The organism is Rhizobium sp. LC145 (genome assembly GCF_001005825.1).
GTDB lineage: Bacteria > Pseudomonadota > Alphaproteobacteria > Rhizobiales > Rhizobiaceae > Neorhizobium.
This window is the reverse complement of the sequence record NZ_LBHV01000008.1, coordinates 2501-20261: the sequence shown is the minus strand read 5'-3', so window position 1 is coordinate 20261 and position 17761 is coordinate 2501. Positions and strand designations below refer to the sequence as shown.

At 59.4% G+C, this 17761-nt stretch carries 12 protein-coding genes, 1 tRNA gene and 2 rRNA genes; 7 read left to right on the top strand and 8 right to left on the bottom strand.

Annotated features, from left to right (window positions below; translation table 11 throughout):
- Nucleotides 1-29 precede the first annotated feature (29 nt).
- From YH62_RS20255 to YH62_RS20245, 3 genes are all read right to left on the bottom strand, one after another.
- A complete protein-coding gene (locus YH62_RS20255) occupies nt 30-1541 on the bottom strand; it encodes a glycerol-3-phosphate dehydrogenase (RefSeq protein ID WP_137326783.1) in 1512 nt (503 codons plus the stop codon).
- An 85-nt stretch (nt 1542-1626) separates the two neighbouring features.
- Complete coding sequence (locus tag YH62_RS20250; RefSeq protein ID WP_046796099.1) at nt 1627-2403, bottom strand: DeoR/GlpR family DNA-binding transcription regulator; 777 nt, start codon at nt 2401-2403, stop codon at nt 1627-1629.
- Nucleotides 2404-2512: 109 nt separating this feature from the next.
- Nucleotides 2513-3148: a LysE family transporter gene (locus YH62_RS20245; protein WP_046796098.1), complete on the bottom strand. Its 636-nt coding sequence runs from the start codon at nt 3146-3148 to the stop codon at nt 2513-2515.
- 196 nt (nt 3149-3344) lie between these two features.
- On the opposite strand from YH62_RS20245, the gene YH62_RS29155 reads away from it, so the two are divergent.
- A complete protein-coding gene (locus tag YH62_RS29155) occupies nt 3345-4490 on the top strand; it encodes a LuxR C-terminal-related transcriptional regulator (RefSeq protein ID WP_052760471.1) in 1146 nt (381 codons plus the stop codon).
- Between the two features lie 48 nt (nt 4491-4538).
- On the opposite strand, the gene YH62_RS20235 is transcribed toward YH62_RS29155, so the two are convergent.
- Nucleotides 4539-5774: a Gfo/Idh/MocA family oxidoreductase gene (locus YH62_RS20235; protein ID WP_046796097.1), complete on the bottom strand. Its 1236-nt coding sequence runs from the start codon at nt 5772-5774 to the stop codon at nt 4539-4541.
- Between the two features lie 306 nt (nt 5775-6080).
- A complete protein-coding gene (locus YH62_RS20230; protein ID WP_046796096.1) occupies nt 6081-6746 on the bottom strand; it encodes a TetR/AcrR family transcriptional regulator in 666 nt (221 codons plus the stop codon).
- A gap of 152 nt (nt 6747-6898) precedes the next feature.
- Between YH62_RS20230 and YH62_RS20225 the strand changes: the two genes are divergently transcribed.
- Genes YH62_RS20225 through ugpC form a run of 6 tightly spaced genes read left to right on the top strand, consistent with a single transcriptional unit; the run spans nt 6899 to nt 13224 of the window.
- Nucleotides 6899-8188, top strand: coding sequence for an ABC transporter substrate-binding protein (locus tag YH62_RS20225; protein ID WP_046796095.1), 1290 nt, complete (start codon nt 6899-6901; stop codon nt 8186-8188).
- Nucleotides 8189-8193: 5 nt separating this feature from the next.
- Nucleotides 8194-9147: a sugar ABC transporter permease gene (locus YH62_RS20220; RefSeq protein ID WP_046796094.1), complete on the top strand. Its 954-nt coding sequence runs from the start codon at nt 8194-8196 to the stop codon at nt 9145-9147.
- Nucleotides 9140-10015 (top strand): carbohydrate ABC transporter permease, encoded by an 876-nt coding sequence (locus YH62_RS20215; RefSeq protein ID WP_046796093.1) that lies wholly within the window; start codon nt 9140-9142, stop codon nt 10013-10015. The genes YH62_RS20220 and YH62_RS20215 overlap by 8 nt, the downstream gene beginning before the upstream one ends.
- A gap of 16 nt (nt 10016-10031) precedes the next feature.
- Nucleotides 10032-11045: a Gfo/Idh/MocA family oxidoreductase gene (locus YH62_RS20210; protein WP_046796092.1), complete on the top strand. Its 1014-nt coding sequence runs from the start codon at nt 10032-10034 to the stop codon at nt 11043-11045.
- The gene (locus YH62_RS20205) at nt 11038-12105 is read left to right on the top strand and encodes a Gfo/Idh/MocA family oxidoreductase (RefSeq protein WP_046796091.1); all 1068 of its coding nucleotides are present in this window, start codon (nt 11038-11040) and stop codon (nt 12103-12105) included. The genes YH62_RS20210 and YH62_RS20205 overlap by 8 nt, the downstream gene beginning before the upstream one ends.
- 42 nt (nt 12106-12147) lie before the next feature.
- Nucleotides 12148-13224, top strand: a complete 1077-nt coding sequence (gene ugpC, locus YH62_RS20200; protein WP_046796090.1) for a sn-glycerol-3-phosphate ABC transporter ATP-binding protein UgpC — start codon at nt 12148-12150, stop codon at nt 13222-13224.
- Nucleotides 13225-13715: 491 nt separating this feature from the next.
- Here ugpC and YH62_RS20195 read toward each other — a convergent pair.
- From YH62_RS20195 to YH62_RS20185, 3 genes are all read right to left on the bottom strand, one after another.
- Nucleotides 13716-13792, bottom strand: a tRNA-Met gene (locus YH62_RS20195).
- Nucleotides 13793-14063: 271 nt separating this feature from the next.
- Nucleotides 14064-14178, bottom strand: a 5S ribosomal RNA gene (rrf, locus tag YH62_RS20190).
- A gap of 189 nt (nt 14179-14367) precedes the next feature.
- Nucleotides 14368-17168: ribosomal RNA gene (locus YH62_RS20185) — 23S ribosomal RNA — on the bottom strand.
- Between the last annotated feature and the right edge of the window lie 593 nt (nt 17169-17761).

Here is a 17761-nt window from a genome sequence, read left to right as displayed (position 1 = left end):
TCGGTTCCGGCATGGAGATGGGGCGCGCTCTAAGCGGCGCGCCGAACCCCCGCCATGTATTCCTCCAATCCCGCGGCCTCCTCTGCCGACAGGAACAATCCCTGCTTGGTGCGACGCCAGAGGACATCCTCCGCCGTCTGCGCCCATTCGTTCTTCATGAGCCAGCGCACTTCGGCCTCGTGGAGCGTACCACCAAAATTGCGGCCGAGCGCCGTTATTGTCGTCGCCGAACCGAGGAGGTCCGCAGCCCTCGTGCCGTAGCAACGGACGAGCCGCTCTGCGTAGGCCTCCTCGACGAATGGATATGACGCCCGCAACGATTTTACCTGCGCGGGATAACTATCCACCGGAAATTCGCCGCCGGGCAGCCGGCTCGTCGCCGTCCATGGGGCTCCCTTCGCGCCGATCGCCTCGGCGATCCGCTCCAGCGCATGTTCCGCAAGCCGGCGATAGGTGGTGAGTTTTCCGCCGAAGACGTTGAGCAGCGGAGCGCCTTCGCCCTCGTCGAGCTTCAGGACATAATCGCGGGTGGCCTCCTGCGCCTTCGAGGCTCCGTCGTCATAAAGGGGGCGGACCGCCGAATAGCTCCAGACGATATCCTCCGGCCTCACCGGTTCGGCGAAATACTCGCTCGCCGCATCGCAGAGATAACGGATTTCCTCCTCGCTGATCTTCGCATCCTTCGGGTCTCCGACATAGTCTCGGTCGGTCGTGCCGATAAGGGTGAAATCCCGTTCGTAAGGAATGGCGAAGATGATGCGGTTGTCCGGGTTCTGGAAGAAATAGGCTCGCGCATCGTCGAATTTCCGGCGCACGACGATATGGCTGCCCTGAACAAGCCTCACATTGTGAACGCCATTGCGGCCGAAGGCGCCCGTCAGGACCTGATCGACCCACGGGCCGGAGGCATTGACCAGCATGCGCGCCTGATGAACGTTGACCGTGCCACTCGCGCCGTCCTTTACCGAGATCGACCAGAGACCGCCTTCACGGCGCGCGGAAACGACCTTGCTGCGCGTAAGCACCGTTGCCCCGCGGTCGGCCGCATCGCGGGCATTCAGCACCACCATCCGCGCATCGTCGACCCAGCCGTCGGAATATTCGAACGCCTTGCCGAAGACGGGCTTCAAGGGCCGGCCGGCGGGATCGCGCCGCAGATCGAGTGTGCGCGTCGGCGGCAGCAGCTTGCGCCCGCCGAGGTGATCGTAAAGGAAAAGCCCGAGCCGGATCAGCCATGCCGGACGAATGCCGCCTTTCTGGTAGGGCAGCACGAACCGCAACGGCCAGATGACATGCGGCGCCATGGCCCAGAGCACCTCCCGCTCCATCAAGGCCTCGCGCACCAGCCGGAATTCATAATGTTCGAGATAGCGCAGGCCGCCGTGAATGAGCTTGGTGGCTCCCGAGGAGGTTCCAGACGCGAAATCGTTCATTTCCGCCAGGGCGACAGCATAGCCGCGTCCCGCGGCGTCGCGGGCTATCCCGCAGCCGTTGATGCCGCCGCCAATGACAAAAACATCGTAGACCGAAGACGCCACAATCCCTCCCTTCACACCAGCCGGGCGCGAAAGCGAAACTGACACCCATTAGAAACGAAAGAATACGAATGTCAATCGAACCTTCGAACTACGCGTCGTGAACCTTGCCCGTCTCGACCAAAGCGACGTTATTCTCGGCGCAAACACGTCTTATGGAGCTGACGGGACAATGGTCCGTAATGAAGGTATTGACCTGTGAGATGCGGCCGATGCGGACGGGGGCGGTCCTTTCGAACTTGGTGGAATCAGCCACGAGGATGACATGCCGTGCATTGGCAATGATGGCCTGTGCGACTTTCACTTCGCGGAAATCGAAATCCAGGAGCGATCCGTCCGTGTCGATCGCCGAGACGCCGATCACCGCATAATCCACCTTGAACTGGCGGATGAAATCGACCGCCGCTTCCCCCACGATACCGCCATCCGACCCTCGAACCACCCCACCGGTAATGACCACTTCGATCGAGGGAACCGGCCGCAAACGATTGGCAACGTTGATATTATTGGTAATGACCATCATCTCGTGATGATTGGCGAGCGCCTCCCCCACCGCTTCCGTGGTCGTGCCGATATTGATGAAGAGCGATGTGTTGTTGGGGATCAGACCGGCTGCCGCAGCACCGATCGCCTGCTTTTCCGGGGCGGCGATCTGCCGGCGCGCTTCGTATTGCATATTCTCCGTGCCGCTCGGGAAAACGGCGCCCCCATGGATGCGGTTGAGAACCTGCCCCTCGCACATCTCGTTGAGATCCTTGCGGATCGTTTGCGGCGTCACGGAGAACCGGGAGGCAAGATCCTCGACGATGACACGGCCGCTGGTCTTTGCGAGTTCGAGGATCTCCATCTGCCGATGCGTGAGATACATGCCGGGCTTTCATTATGGTTTCGGGATTTTCGTATTCTGCATGATGCTGCAAAATATCGAAACCATCCAGAGCGGATTTGGAAATTTCCGCATCGGGCAGCTGATGCGATCAAAAGCCAGGCCGGATTTCCAGGGAGCTCATGATCGAGGAAAGCGCAAACAGGCTCAGGAATCCCGCCGCAACGACGCGGAAAAGGCCTTGACGACGCAATATGACCGCCCGAGCCGGCGGGCGCGAAAGGATCGCGGCGACCAGAAAATACCAGGACAAATTGGCGAGGCAGATGACAAGCGCCAGCATGAGGACCATGGCAGGTGTGCGCAGTTCGAACCAGGGGCCGGCAAACATGCTCGCCGCGAAGGCCGGCGTAAACGGTGATGACATGGCGGTCATGGCGCCGGCAACGACCAACGCGCGCGACGAACCCTTGCAATCACACGGCTGGCTTGCCGGGCAAAGGGGCATTCTGATCATGGCTACCGCCATGCATAGAAGCACGACCGCGCCGGCCTGCTGCAGGAGCACCGGGGGCACGGTGGATAGCAGGCTCCCGCTCGCCAGTCCCAGCAATGCCACCACGCTACCCGTCCCCGCACCGATGCCGAGGATGAAAGGCAAGGTCCGGCCGATCCCATGAAATGCCGCCAGGCTGCCGGTCGCCAGCATGATCGAGCCCGGCGTCACCATGACAAGCGCGTAGGCGATCAGAAATTGGAACATGGCGCTCGACGGCGCGATTGACATGACGCTGCCTCCACGGTGCCCGAGGACCCGGCCCTTACCCGCATTTTCGGTTGTCCCCGCCGGGTCCCGCCGGGCATCGCAAGCCAACCATGGGTCCCACACTTGCGCATCAGCCGTTTGGAGGAGAAATTACGGAGCTATCCGGCCCTCGCAGCAACCTGAACAAGAGCAGATAGGGCAGGGATGGAGGCCGATCATGAGCAGCCGACTGCCCGAGCATCAGTTCTCCGAGCTGATCGGAATGATTTACGACTGCACTCTCGACCCATCCCGATGGGAAGCGACGATCGCTGCCATCAAGGACGTGTTCCAGGGAGAATCGATCATTCTTTCTCTCAACGATTTGCGCACCGACCGTCTCCTGATCGATAAGAGCGTCGGCTGGACCCCGGAATGGCGGCAGCGCCGCGACCGGCATCTGGCGGAAATCCATGCGCGGCTTTCGGAGTGGTTGGCGGTGTCGCCTTCCCTCGACACGCCTTTCATCGCCTCCCGCCACCTGTCGCAGGAACACTTGGCCAACTCCGCCTACATGAAGGAAGTGCTGGGTCCGCTCGGGATCGCGGATGTAATGCATATTTTTCTGATGCAGACACCGACGCATGTTTCCGAACTCGTCGTCATGCATCATCAAAGCTATGGCGTCGCCACCGAACGGGAAATCGAACTCGCAGCGCTTCTTCTGCCGCATCTGAGACGGGCGGTGACGATCAGCCGGGTTCTCGAGGCCAAGGAAATCGAGAACATTCATCTCGCCGGAGCGCTCGATGCTCTCGACTGCGGCGTCGTGCTGACCGACAGAAACGGAGCCATCCTTTATCCGAACCGCACGGCCGAGAAGATGCTGCGCAAGGGCAATACCCTGCAGGATATCGGCGGCGTTCTGAGAGCGCGCAATCCTGCCGCTTCGCGGGAACTCAGGACCGCGATAAAGCTGGCGGCGGAAGATGAGACGGCAATCGGCGCGACCGGCCTTGCCGTGCACCTCAATGCGCCGAGCGAACAGCCGATCGTCGCCCATGTGCTGCCGATGGCCGGTAGCAACCGGCGCAGGGACGTACAACCGGACGCCGTCGCTGCGATCTTCATCGGCACGCCGCCGGATGAAGGAACCGCTGCCGACACGCTTGCCAGAACGTTTCAGCTCACCCGGGCGGAAAAGCGTCTTCTCGTGAGCCTTCTCTCCGGGCAGACGCTTGCGGAAGCCGCGCAGTGTCTCGATATCGCCCCGAGCACTGCGAAGACGCATCTCGCCAGCATCTTCTCAAAAACCGGCATCTCTCGACAGGCCGAACTGATGCGACTTGCGATGCAGGTGCTGCCGCCTGCCAGATCCCCGTAATGACTGACCGCAGATGGCAATTTTTCTGTCCGAAGCTCTTTGCGTTCCTCACGCCGGCAACGGCTGCACCTGCGTTGCTCCGCCGGTGAGCGAGCTTTCCAGCGCCGCGACGCCGCAGAGCACCGACATGGCACCCGCGCGTGAACCGGCGCGCTGGCGCAGGCGATCGTTCGACCCCGGTTTGAAGATCATGTCGCGCATGCGGTTGTCGCCGCCATAATGCCCGCCGGGTTCGTGCGGCACCCAGATGCGTTCCACGCCGCCGCCGAAACTCTTGACCAGCAGGATCTCGTCGGCGGGCGGCTCGGTCCAGGGCTGCTTCTCGTATTGCCGCATCTCAATGCGGCCGCGATGGCCGTTGAAGGCGATATGGTGGCCCTCGATCGGCATATAGGTGTTGAGCGAATAGGAGACCTGCACGCCGCTGGCATAGCGGATCGAGGCCGTCATCGTATCGGGAATGTCGATCTCCTCGCGGAAGACGCAGGCGTCCCGGAAATAGCCGTCCACCTCGGAGGGCTCCTCATAGAGCGTATCGAGAAAGGGATCGGCCGAGAGGTCGAAATAGTAATCGCATTCTCCCTTGTGGGGACAGGTGCGACAGCGCGCTCCGCGGAACGGGCCGTTGCGGCCGTAATGCAGCAATTGGCCAAAACCCTTCACCTCCACCGGATCAGAATCCAGAAACCAGTTGAGCAGATCGAAATGATGGGTGGCCTTGTGCACGAAGAGGCTGCCGGACCGGCCGGTGAAAGCATGCCAGCGGCGGAAATAATCGGCGCCATGCTCGTTGTCGAGATACCAGTGGAAGTCGACGGACGTGACCTTTCCGATAGCCCCCTCGTCGATCAGCTCCTTGATGCGGGCAGCCGTCGGCGAGAAGCGGTAATTGAAGGAGACGTCGACACGGCGCCCGGTGCGGGCCTCCGCCTCGCGAATGCGGGCGATCTTCTCCGGCGTGGTCGCCATCGGCTTTTCGCTGATGACGTCGGCGCCGGCCTCCAGCGCGCGCACGATGATGTCGTCATGCGTGTCGTCCGGCGTGCAGACGATCGCGAGGTCCGGCTTCAGTTCGGCCATCATGCGGTCGAAATCGTCATAAAGCGGGGCGGACGAGCCGATCATCGCGCGCGCGCGCTCCGCCCGCATCAGGTTCACGTCGCAGATGCCGACCAGCTCCACGAACTCGTCCCATCCCGCCAAAAGGTCGCGCCCCCACATGGTCGTGCCGCGATTGCCGGTGCCGACCAGAACATAGCGCTTTCGCTTGTGAACCTTGGACATGCCGCTTCTCTCTCCCTCGAAATCACTCAACAGACCTGACGGCCCCTCCAAGATCGTCTTCAGCACCTTATCGACCGAGCGCCAGTACGCTGCATGACGGAGTCTTCCCGAGACAAGCCAGCTTCCTGGCCACGCGCCGCCTTCCTCACATCATGTAACCGTTTGGTTATTTGTGAATAGCAAGGGCGGTTCCTGTCAAGACTATTTTGCTGCACGGTTACCGCCGTCATGCGGGGCGTGAAAGGGAGCAAGCCTTGCCGCAATGCTGCGGCAGGTAGCCTTTCGTAACAGCTTGAGACTACGGGACTATCGCGGCCTGACGCTCGCGAGAACCGTATCGGCGATATGTTGGCCCCATCGATCGAGCTCGCTCGGCGCGACCAGATCGCGCTGAAAGATCGTCGACAGGGTGAAGCGGTTCGAAAGATAGAAGCAGCTCAGCGACGCGATCGTCAGATAGACCTCGATGGGATCGAGATCGCCGCGGAATTCCCCGCTTTCCGCGCCGCGTCGAAGCACGTCCGCAAGCTCGGAAATGAAGTTGGAGTGCAGCTCCAATATGCTTTCCGATCGGCGAAGATAGCGCGCCTGATTGAGGTTTTCGGTCGCCAGGATACTCAGGAACTCGGGATGATCCAGAAAATAATGCCAGGTGAAGAGAGCCAGCTCCCGCAGGCCTTCGCCGGGTGCCCGCCTCGTTAGGTCCAGACGATGTTCCGCATGGCGGATGTGCCGGTAGGCATCCTCCAGAACCGCGAGATAGAGCGCATCCTTGTCACCGAAATAGTGATAGATCATTCGCTTGTTGGTGCCTGCCCGGCGCGCCACGACATCCACCCGGGCACCGGCCAATCCCTTGGCCGCCACCTCTCGGCGCGCCGCTTCCAGAATGGCGGCACGCGTGCGTTCCGGATTGCGCGATTGTGTCGCCTTCACCCGGCGCGATTCTTCTTTGCCGACGGCTTCACTCATTCCGATGCAGCTTCGCTCTTGCCCTAAATCTTGCCTGCGGCGGCCGCTTGACAATGACGTTGATCAGTGTTCCCATGTAACCAATTAGTTATAAAACGGCAATAGTCGTTTGCTCTCATCATCAATTGGCATCAACACGGGAGGGTTTGCCAATGTCCATGATGTTACACCGACGCAGCGTGCTTTCCGGAGGTTTGGCGGCCCTTTCACTGGCCACGCTTGGCGGCGGTTCCGCGCTGGCGCAGGCTGCCCGGCTGCGTATGCTCTGGTGGGGCTCTCAGGAACGAGCCGATCGAACCAACAAGGCCATCGCAGCCTACAAGGAGGTCAAGCCCGATCTTACCATAGACGGGGAATTCGCCGGCTGGAGCGATTACTGGCCACGGCTCGCCACACAGGTCGCGGGACGCAACGCCCCGGACCTGATCCAGATGGATTATCGTTACATCTTCGAATATGCGCGGCGCGGCGCGATCGCACCTCTCGACGATCATCTCGGCAAAGGCCTCCAGATCGAGGACTTCGGCCAGATGAACATCGATTCCGGACGGGTGGACGGCAAGCTCTACGGCATCAATCTCGGCGTCAACTCGAGCGCGGTGTTCTTCGATGCCGCCGCCTGGGAAAAATCCGGCGCCACGCCTCCCGCCATGGGCCAGACCTGGGAGGAATTTGCCGAGAACGCCACCAAGATGAGCGAGAACAAGCCGAAGCCCGGCTATTTCGCCACGGCCGATTCCAGCGGCCTCGAACCGAGCTTCGAGAACTGGCTGCGTCAGAACAAGAAATCGCTTTATACGCCTGACGGAGGCCTCGGCTACGAGCCGAAGGATGCTGCCGATTGGTTCACCATGTGGAGCAAGATGCGTGAAGCCGGCGCCTGCGTTCCCGCCGATGTCCAGGCGCTCGATCAGCTGAACATCGAGACCAATCCGCTGACGATGGGCAAGGCCGCGACCGCGTTTGCCCATTCCAACCAGTTCGTCGGCTATCAAGCGCTCAATAAGGCGAAGCTCTCCGTCACGTCCTATCCGAAGATCAGCAAGGATGCGCCATCCGGCCATTACCTCAAGCCATCCATGCTGATGAGCGTCGCCAGCGGAAGCCAGGGGATCGAGGCAGCGGTCGGCTTCATCAACTTCCTCGTCGCCGATCCGAAGGGCATCGACATACTCGGCGTCGAGCGCGGCGTTCCGGCCTCGGCCTCCATGCGCGACCAGTTGACCCCGAAGCTCGACGAGGTCAGCCAGAGCATGGTGAAGTTCATCGCCGATATTACTCCGGAGGTCGGCGATCTTCCGCCTGCTCCGCCGCCCGGCGCCGGCGAGCTCGCCTTCGTGCTGACCCGCACGAGCCAGGAAGTGGCCTTCGGAAAGCTGACACCCGCGGAAGGCGGCGAACGCCTCGTCAAGGAAGCCGAAACCGTTCTCAAACGGAAGTAGGATTCATGGCCTTCCGCTCCGATACCCTTGTTGAGGAGAGCCGCGCTGCGGCTCTCCCGAGAAAGGGAGCCATGCGACGCATCTTCGATCGCAATATCCACGCCTATGTTTTTCTGCTGCCATGGCTGATCGGCTTCTTCGGCCTGACGCTCGGCCCGGCGCTTGCATCGCTCTATCTCTCCTTCACCAATTACGACCTCCTGCAATCGCCGGATTGGGTGGGTGCGGCCAATTACGTGCGCATCGCCACCGCCGATCCGAAGTTCGCGGCCTCGATGAAGGTCACTTTCCTCTACGTCCTGCTTTCGGTGCCGCTGAAGCTCGCCTTCGCGCTTCTGATCGCCATGGCCTTCAACCGCGGCATCAAAGGATTGACCCTCTACCGCGCCATTTTCTATCTGCCCTCGCTGCTCGGCTCGAGCGTGGCGATCGCGGTTCTCTGGCGCCAGCTCTTCGCCTCGGACGGACTCGTCAACATGGCCCTCTGGCAACTCTTCGGATACGAGGGCCCGAGCTGGATCTCCAATCCCAACTATTCGCTCTACACGCTGGTCATCCTGTCGATCTGGCAGTTCGGCTCACCGATGATCATCTTCCTGGCCGGGCTTCGCCAGATCCCCGCCGATATGTATGAGGCCGCCGAAATCGACGGCGCAAGCAAGCAGCGGCAGTTCTTCCGCATCACCCTGCCGCTGCTGACGCCGGTCATCTTCTTCAACGCCGTGATCCAGACGATCGAGGCCTTCAAGGCGTTCACGCCGGCCTTCATTATTTCCGAAGGCACCGGTGGCCCGATCAATTCGACCTTGTTCTATACGCTCTATCTCTACCAGGAGGCTTTCGGCTTCTTCCGCATGGGCTATGCCTCGGCGCTCGCCTGGGTGCTCGTCGTCATCATCTCGCTGTTCACCGCCTTCTCGTTCCTGAGCGCGCGCTATTGGGTGCATTACGATGACTGATGCCGTCACTTCTTCGCGCCCATCTTTGGGTGGCCAGCGTTCACCGATCCGATCGGTTCTTCTGCATGGCGCGCTGATCCTCTTTTCGCTCGCCATGCTTTATCCGATCCTTTGGATGATATCGGGATCGCTGAGGCCGCAGGAGGAATTGTTCGGCTCTTCCTCGCTGATCCCCTCCTCGGTGGATCTCGGTGGATATATTCGTGGCTGGACCGGACTACGGGTAAGCTTCGGTCAGTTCTTCTGGAACTCGCTGTTCATCGCGGTGCTGGCGACGATCGGTAATGTCGTCGGTTGTTCACTCGCGGCCTTCGCCTTCGCCAGGCTGCGTTTCGGAGGCCGGAACTTCTGGTTCGCGCTGATGCTCGGCACGCTGATGCTGCCCTATCATGTGGTTCTCATTCCCCAGTACATCCTTTTTCTCGAGCTCGGCTGGGTGAACACATCGCTGCCGCTCATCGTGCCGAAATACTTGGCGACCGACGCTTTCTTCATCTTCCTGATGGTGCAGTTCTTCCGCGGCATCCCGCGCGAACTCGACGAAGCGGCAGTGATGGACGGCTGTAGCCCCTTCCGCATCTACTGGAAGATCATGCTGCCGCTGTCGCTGCCGGTGCTGGCGACGGCCGCGATATTCTCCTTCATCTGGACCTGGGACGATTTCTTCGGACCGCTCATCTATCTGAACGACATCAACACCTACACCGTCCAGCTCGGCCTGCGCTCCTTCGTGGATTCGACCGGCAGTTCCGATTGGACGGCGCTTTTTGCCATGTCCAATCTCTCTCTCGTCCCCGTCTTTCTGTTCTTCCTCTTCTTCCAGCGCCTTCTGATCGAGGGCATCGCCACCACCGGTATGAAACGCTGATAACCAAGGTGCGTCTATGAAACCTGTTCGCTTTGCCGTCGTCGGCATCAATCACAATCATATCTACGGCCAGGTGAACTGCCTTCTGAACGCCGGTGCCGAATTCGCCGGCTTCCATGCGAAGGAAGATGACCTCGCCACCGAGTTCGCCGCCAAATATGCCGGAGTGCCGCGTGTCGAAGAGCAACGGCGTCTGATCGAAGATCCTTCGGTCGACCTCATCGTTAGCGCAGCCATTCCGGGCGACCGGGCCGGTATCGCCCTTGCGGCCATGCGCGCCGGAAAAGACGTCATGGTCGACAAACCCGGCATGGTGACGCTCGAAGAGCTCGCCGAATTGCGGAAGGTGCAGGCGGAAACCGGCCGGATCTACTCGGTGCTCTATTCTGAGCATTTCGAAAATCGCGCCACGGTGAAGGCTGGCGAGCTGGTCGCAGCCGGTGCCATCGGCAAGGTCGTCTCCACAGCAGGCTTCGGGCCGCATCGCATGCGTCCCAAAACCCGGCCTTCCTGGTTCTTCGAACGTGAACGCTATGGCGGCATCCTGGTCGACATCGCCTCCCACCAATGCGAACAGTTCCTGTTTTTCACCGGCTCGGATACGGCCGAAATCCTCTCGGCGCGGGTGGCGAACCGGGCGCATCAGCAATGGCCGGGCGTCCAGGACAGCGGCGACATCCATCTGGCGACGGCCGACGCGAACGGTTTCATCCGCGTCGACTGGTTCACGCCGGAAGGCCTGCCCGTCTGGGGTGACGGGCGCCTGTTCATCACCGGCACGGAAGGCATGATCGAGCTCAGGAAATATGTCGATGTGGCCGGCAGGCCAGGCGGTGACCATCTCTTTTTGACCGACGCCAAGGGCGTCACCCATATCGACTGCTCCGATATGCCGTTGCCTTATGGAGCCCAGCTTCTCTCAGACATCCGTAACCGCACCGAAACCGCCATGCCGCAGGCCCGCTGCTTCGCAGCCATGGAAATCGCACTGAAAGCACAGACGCTCGCCGAAGGCAGGACCGATGCCTAAGCGCTACAAGATCGGCATCATCGGCTGCGGTATCGGCCGGCTGCACATGGTCGAGGGCTATCTTCCTCACCCCGACAAGTTCGAGGTCGTGGCGCTATGTGACCTTGACGAGACGCGGCTGAATGTCATGGCCGACGAATTTTCCGTCCCTCGCCGGATCCGGTCTTCGGACGAGCTGATCGCCATGCCGGATATCGACATCATCGACATCTGCACGCCTCCGGCGATCCATACCGCGCTTATCCTGCAGGCGCTTGCCGCCGGCAAGCATGTCGTCTGCGAAAAGCCGCTCACCGGCTCGCTTGCCGAGGTCGACGAGGTGATCCGCGCCGAGGAGAAGGCAGCCGGCATCCTGATGCCGATCTTTCAATACCGCTATGGCGATGGCGTTGCCCAGGCCCGCCGCGTCATCGAAAGCGGGCTTGCCGGAAAACTCTACGTTGCGACTGCCGAGACGCTATGGAAGCGCGATGCCGTCTACTACGACAATCCCTGGCGCGGGCGCTGGGCGACCGAGCTTGGCGGCGTGTTGATGACCCACGCGATCCATCTGCATGACATGATTACCTATCTGCTTGGTCCGGTTCAGCGGGTATTCGCGCGCACCGCGACAAGGGTGAACGCTATCGAGGTCGAGGACTGCGTCTCCGCAAGCCTCCTGATGCAGGACGGCGGCCTCGTCTCGGTCACCGCAACGCTCGGCTCGCAGGAAGAAATAAGCCGGCTCAGGGTCGCGTTCGAGAACGTCACCTTCGAAAGCACCCATGGAGCCTATTCGCCCGGCGACGGTCCTTGGCGGATCATTCCTGCGAATGCGGAAATCGGCGGCAAAATTGACAAGCTGCTGAGCGGATTGCCGCCGGTCAGCCGTCGGTTCAGCGGCCAGATGGAGGCTTTCCACCATGCCCTTGAAGCCGGCGCGCGACCGCCGGTGACCAGCATCGACGCGCGTCGGTCGCTGGAGTTGGTGACCGCGATCTATCATTCAAGCGACACTGGCGCCGACGTCGCGCTGCCGATCGCGGCGGGGCACCCGAAATATACGAGCTGGCGCCCCTAGGTCGATCGCAGCTCGGCCGGAAGACGAGATGGAGGAGTTTCAATGGCAGGCAGCATAGTGCTCGAGAATATCGTCAAGCGGTTCGGGGCGTTGACGATCATTCACGGGATCGACCTGCAGATAGAGGCGGGCGAATTCGTCGTCTTCGTCGGGCCTTCGGGCTGCGGCAAGTCCACGCTTCTGCGCATGATAGCCGGACTGGAAGAGATTTCCGGTGGAGAGTTGCACATCGACGGCGAAAGGGTCAACGAAACGGCTGCCTCCAAGCGTGGCATCGCCATGGTGTTCCAGTCCTATGCGCTCTACCCGCACATGAGCGTCTACAAGAATCTCGCTTTCGGGCTGGAGACGGCCGGCTACAGGAAGCAGGAAGTCCAAACGCGCGTTAATCGGGCGGCCGAGACCCTGCAGATCACAGCGCTTCTCGACCGCAAGCCGAAGGCCTTGTCCGGTGGCCAGCGTCAGCGTGTCGCGATCGGACGCGCCATCGTGCGCGAACCCAGGATCTTTCTTTTCGACGAGCCGCTTTCGAACCTCGACGCAGAACTGCGCGTGCAGATGCGCGTCGAGATCGCCAAGCTCCACCAGACGCTCGGCAGCACGATGATCTACGTGACGCATGACCAGGTGGAGGCCATGACCATGGCCGACAAGATCGTCGTCCTGCGCGAAGGCCGTATCATGCAGGTCGGTCGCCCGCTCGATCTTTACAACAATCCGGCCAACCAATTCGTCGCGGGCTTCATAGGCTCACCGAAGATGAATTTCCTGGATGCCCGGTTATCGGAGAAGGATTCTTCCCGCCGTACGATCGAAGTCGCGGGGCAGGAAATCGTTCTCGACCGAGCCCTATCGACAAAGGATGATGCCCCCCTTTCCTTTGGTCTGCGGCCGGAGCATTTGAGTATTGCGGGGGGTGGCGTCTCACTGGGTACTTGGATTGTTCAGCTTGTGGAGCACCTTGGAGGCTCTACGGTTGTCTATGCCGGCAAGCAGAGCGGCGAAAGCGTGACGCTTGTGCTGGATGGCCAGCGTGGGGTTCGGATCGGGGAGAGTATCCCGCTCGGTTTTGACCCCTCGTCCCTTCATCTTTTTGGCGCGGACGGCCAAAGGTTATAGACGGAATTTGAGATACCGTGGGCAGCCGGGATGGGACGGGAGCGGGCACCTACCGGACGGGGATGCGCGATGCCTTCATATCCATTTGCGTTTTAATCCGAAGGAGGTTGCTGGGGTGGTCGCCTTTTGGGCGAGGCCGGATTGCGACAGTCGCTTGGTTAGTCGGCGCGCGGCGCTTGCGGTAGAACGCAGAAAGCCCGCGCGTGGCGGGCTTTGAGTGGATTTCTTGGATGATTTGGTTGCGGGGGGAGGGCTTTTGGAGTTTTCTGTGCCGCTGGGTGGGTTGGCCTCCTTGCGGGCGCTGAGGGGCTAAAATCTCGACCGGCTAGCAAACAAAAAGCCCGCGCGAGGCGGGCTTTTTTGTTTGGTTGCGGGGGCAGGATTTGAACCTGCGGCCTTCAGGTTATGGTCCGCAGGACGAGGAGCTACCATCGCCAGCGAAGATGAAGTCTTCGCGCCAGCGATCGATAACAAGAGATTTCAGGAGGACTTGGTTGCGGGGGCAGGATTTGAACCTGCGGCCTTCAGGTTATGAGCCTGACGAGCTACCGGGCTGCTCCACCCCGCGTCACCAAGAATACGGGCAATTGTGCCCGGGAGCGAAGTCAGGCTTGCCTGACGAGGTGAGACCGATAAGCGATCGATCCGGTGGATCGATTGCCGGTCGAACGGGCTGCTCCGAGCCTGCTCACCGCGATACGGTTTTGATAAATCCGCATCATCATGCGCTTTGAACGGCGAAGGGCCGCTTTTTGGCGGCCCCATTGATCGGCTTGAGGGCCGTCGGTTTCGTGTTGAGAAGATTGTTATCCATCCTTGGATGGCATTGCCTTTAATAGACCTGGCAGCGACCTACTCTCCCGCGTCTTGAGACGAAGTACCATTGGCGCTGGGGCGTTTCACGGCCGTGTTCGGAATGGGAACGGGTGCAGCCACCCCGCAATGACCACCAGGTCGATTAAGGGCAATGTTGTTTTGAGAAGCTGGTTCACTCCGACAGTGATTGGTCGGTCGTGATTGGTTTTGAACACGTCTTTGGTTGTGAGGTCGGCAGGAATAGCGCAGTAAACTCGCTCTACTCACTATTGCCTATTCACTGCTCACTGGCGCCTTTGGGCGCCCTGATGAGCATTGTCAATGAGAACGATCAAGCCGATCGGGCGATTAGTACCGGTAAGCTTCATGCATTGCTGCACGTCCACACCCGGCCTATCAACGTGGTCGTCTTCCACGGCCCTGATAGGGAACACTCGTTTTCAGGTGGGTTTCCCGCTTAGATGCCTTCAGCGGTTATCCCTTCCATATATAGCTACCCTGCTATGCCCTTGGCAGGACAACAGGTCCACCAGAGATATGTCCATCCCGGTCCTCTCGTACTAGGGACAGATCCTGTCAATATTCCTACACCCACGGCAGATAGGGACCGAACTGTCTCACGACGTTCTGAACCCAGCTCACGTACCGCTTTAATTGGCGAACAGCCAAACCCTTGGGACCTGCTCCAGCCCCAGGATGCGATGAGCCGACATCGAGGTGCCAAACAACCCCGTCGATATGGACTCTTGGGGGTCATCAGCCTGTTATCCCCGGCGTACCTTTTATCCGTTGAGCGATGGCCCTTCCACGCGGGACCACCGGATCACTATGACCGACTTTCGTCTCTGCTCGACTTGTCAGTCTCGCAGTCAGGCGGGCTTATGCCATTGCACTCGACGACCGATTTCCGACCGGTCTGAGCCCACCATCGCGCGCCTCCGTTACTCTTTCGGAGGCGACCGCCCCAGTCAAACTACCCACCATACACTGTCCCGGATCCGGCTATACGGACCGCGGTTAGACATCCATGACGATAAGGGTGGTATTTCAAGGATGGCTCCACGAAGACTGGCGTCCCCGCTTCAAAGCCTACCACCTATCCTACACATGCCGACACGAATGCCAGTGTAAAGCTATAGTAAAGGTGCACGGGGTCTTTCCGTCTGACCGCAGGAACCCCGCATCTTCACGGGGAATTCAATTTCACTGAGTCTATGTTGGAGACAGCGGGGAAGTCGTTACGCCATTCGTGCAGGTCGGAACTTACCCGACAAGGAATTTCGCTACCTTAGGACCGTTATAGTTACGGCCGCCGTTTACTGGGGCTTCAGTTCAGAGCTTGCACCCCTCCCTTTAACCTTCCAGCACCGGGCAGGCGTCAGACCCTATACGTCGTCTTTCGACTTCGCAGAGCCCTGTGTTTTTGATAAACAGTCGCTACCCCCTGGTCTGTGCCACCCCTTCCTACTTGCGTAAAAAGGGGTCACGCTTCTTCCGAAGTTACGCGTGCAATTTGCCGAGTTCCTTCAACATAGTTCTCTCAAGCGCCTTGGTATACTCTACCTGACCACCTGTGTCGGTTTCGGGTACGGTCTATACGGTGGAGCTATTTCCTGGAACCGCCCCGCTGCCCACCCAATCCAATAAGGATGAACAACTTTCGCGATCCGTCACTACCACCAGGCCCACGAATATTAACGTGGTTCCCATCGACTACGCATGTCTGCCTCGTCTTAGGGGCCGGCTAACCCTGCTCAGATTAACTTTAAGCAGGAACCCTTGGTCTTTCGGCGAGAGGGTCTCTCACCCTCTTTATCGTTACTCATGTCAACATTCGCACTTCCGATATCTCCAGCAGCCCTCACGGGTCCGCCTTCACAGACTTACGGAACGCTCCGCTACCACGTGTGCAAGCACACATCCTCAGCTTCGGTGCATGGCTTCAGCCCCGTTACATTTTCGGCGCAAAGACCCTTATTTAGACCAGTGAGCTGTTACGCTTTCTTTAAATGATGGCTGCTTCTAAGCCAACATCCTGGTTGTTTTGGGATCCTCACATCCTTTCCCACTTAGCCATGACTTGGGGACCTTAGCTGGAGGTCAGGGTTGTTGCCCTTTTCACGACGGACGTTAGCACCCGCCGTGTGTCTGCCGACTAGTACTCCCCGGTATTCGGAGTTTGGTTAGGATCAGTAAGACGGTGAGTCCCCATAGCCCATCCAGTGCTCTACCCCCGGGGGTATTCGGTCGACGCTCTACCTAAATAGATTTCGCGGAGAACCAGCTATTTCCGAGTTTGATTGGCCTTTCACCCCTAGCCACAAGTCATCCCAATCTATTGCAACAGATGCGGGTTCGGTCCTCCAGTTGGTGTTACCCAACCTTCAACCTGCTCATGGCTAGATCACTCGGTTTCGGGTCTAATGCAACTAACTATATCGCCCTGTTCAGACTCGCTTTCGCTGCGCCTACACCTACCGGCTTAAGCTTGCTAGTTACACTAAGTCGTTGACCCATTATACAAAAGGTACGCCGTCAGGCTTGCGCCCTCCGACTGTTTGTAGGCATCCGGTTTCAGGTTCTATTTCACTCCCCTTGTCGGGGTGCTTTTCACCTTTCCCTCACGGTACTTGTTCGCTATCGGTCATGCACGAGTACTTAGGCTTGGAGAGTGGTCTCCCCATGTTCAGACAGGATTTCTCGTGTCCCGCCCTACTCAAGGACAATGAGTGTTCTACGTCTACGGGGCTATCACCCGCTACGGCCGCCTTTTCCAAAGCGTTCGACTTTATTCCTCATTGCCACTGGCCTGGTCCGCGTTCGCTCGCCACTACTTGCGGAGTCTCGGTTGATGTCCTTTCCTGCAGGTACTTAGATGTTTCAGTTCCCTGCGTTCGCTTCTTACACCCTATTTTATTCAGGTGCAGATACCTTATCACAATGCTTGGAAACCTAAGCCGTACCGAAGCACGACTTAAATTTTCCAAGCATTTAAGGTGGGTTGCCCCATTCGGAGATCCATGGATCAAAGCTCATTCGCAGCTCCCCACGGCTTATCGCAGCGTATCACGTCCTTCTTCGCCTGTGCATGCCAAGGCATCCACCAAATGCCCTTACGACACTTAATCGTTCTCATTGCCAATGCTCATCATTTACTGGATTTGGTCAGCCTGTCCTTCTCGCTTGCGCTCGAAGGGCGACCAAATCTGACAATACGGTCTAGTTTCCTATGCCGCTCGCCAGCCAGAGACAGGGCTACCTTTACAACCCCGCCATCTCATGATGCCATCGACGTGTTCGATAGATCTGCTTTATTGGAGCTACGCCGAGCAGCTCGCTTGCAGTCTATCTTAAGACCAGCTTCTCGAGATCAAATCCGGGACCGCGCGGTCAGGCAACGGCCATCCGATGTTCCATCAGAGATCTTTTCGCTCACGCGCGTCCGGACCTTTCGGTCCTCGCTCCGCGGGGGCGCCAAACGATTGGCGACGGCCTATCGGCCTACCCAAACATCTGGTCAACAATTGAACATCCAGAGTGACAAGCTTCCTACCTACTCCGATCCCTCTTTCGTATCCGGCCGGCTAGGCCATCAACGACATCATTGGAACCGGCATCGGACGTCCTGAACCTTGCGGTTCAAAACACCTGGAAGCCTCCAGATCAATCTTCTCTTCACGATTTTTGCAGAACAGGCATGCGCTTCATCGAAGCGATGCAA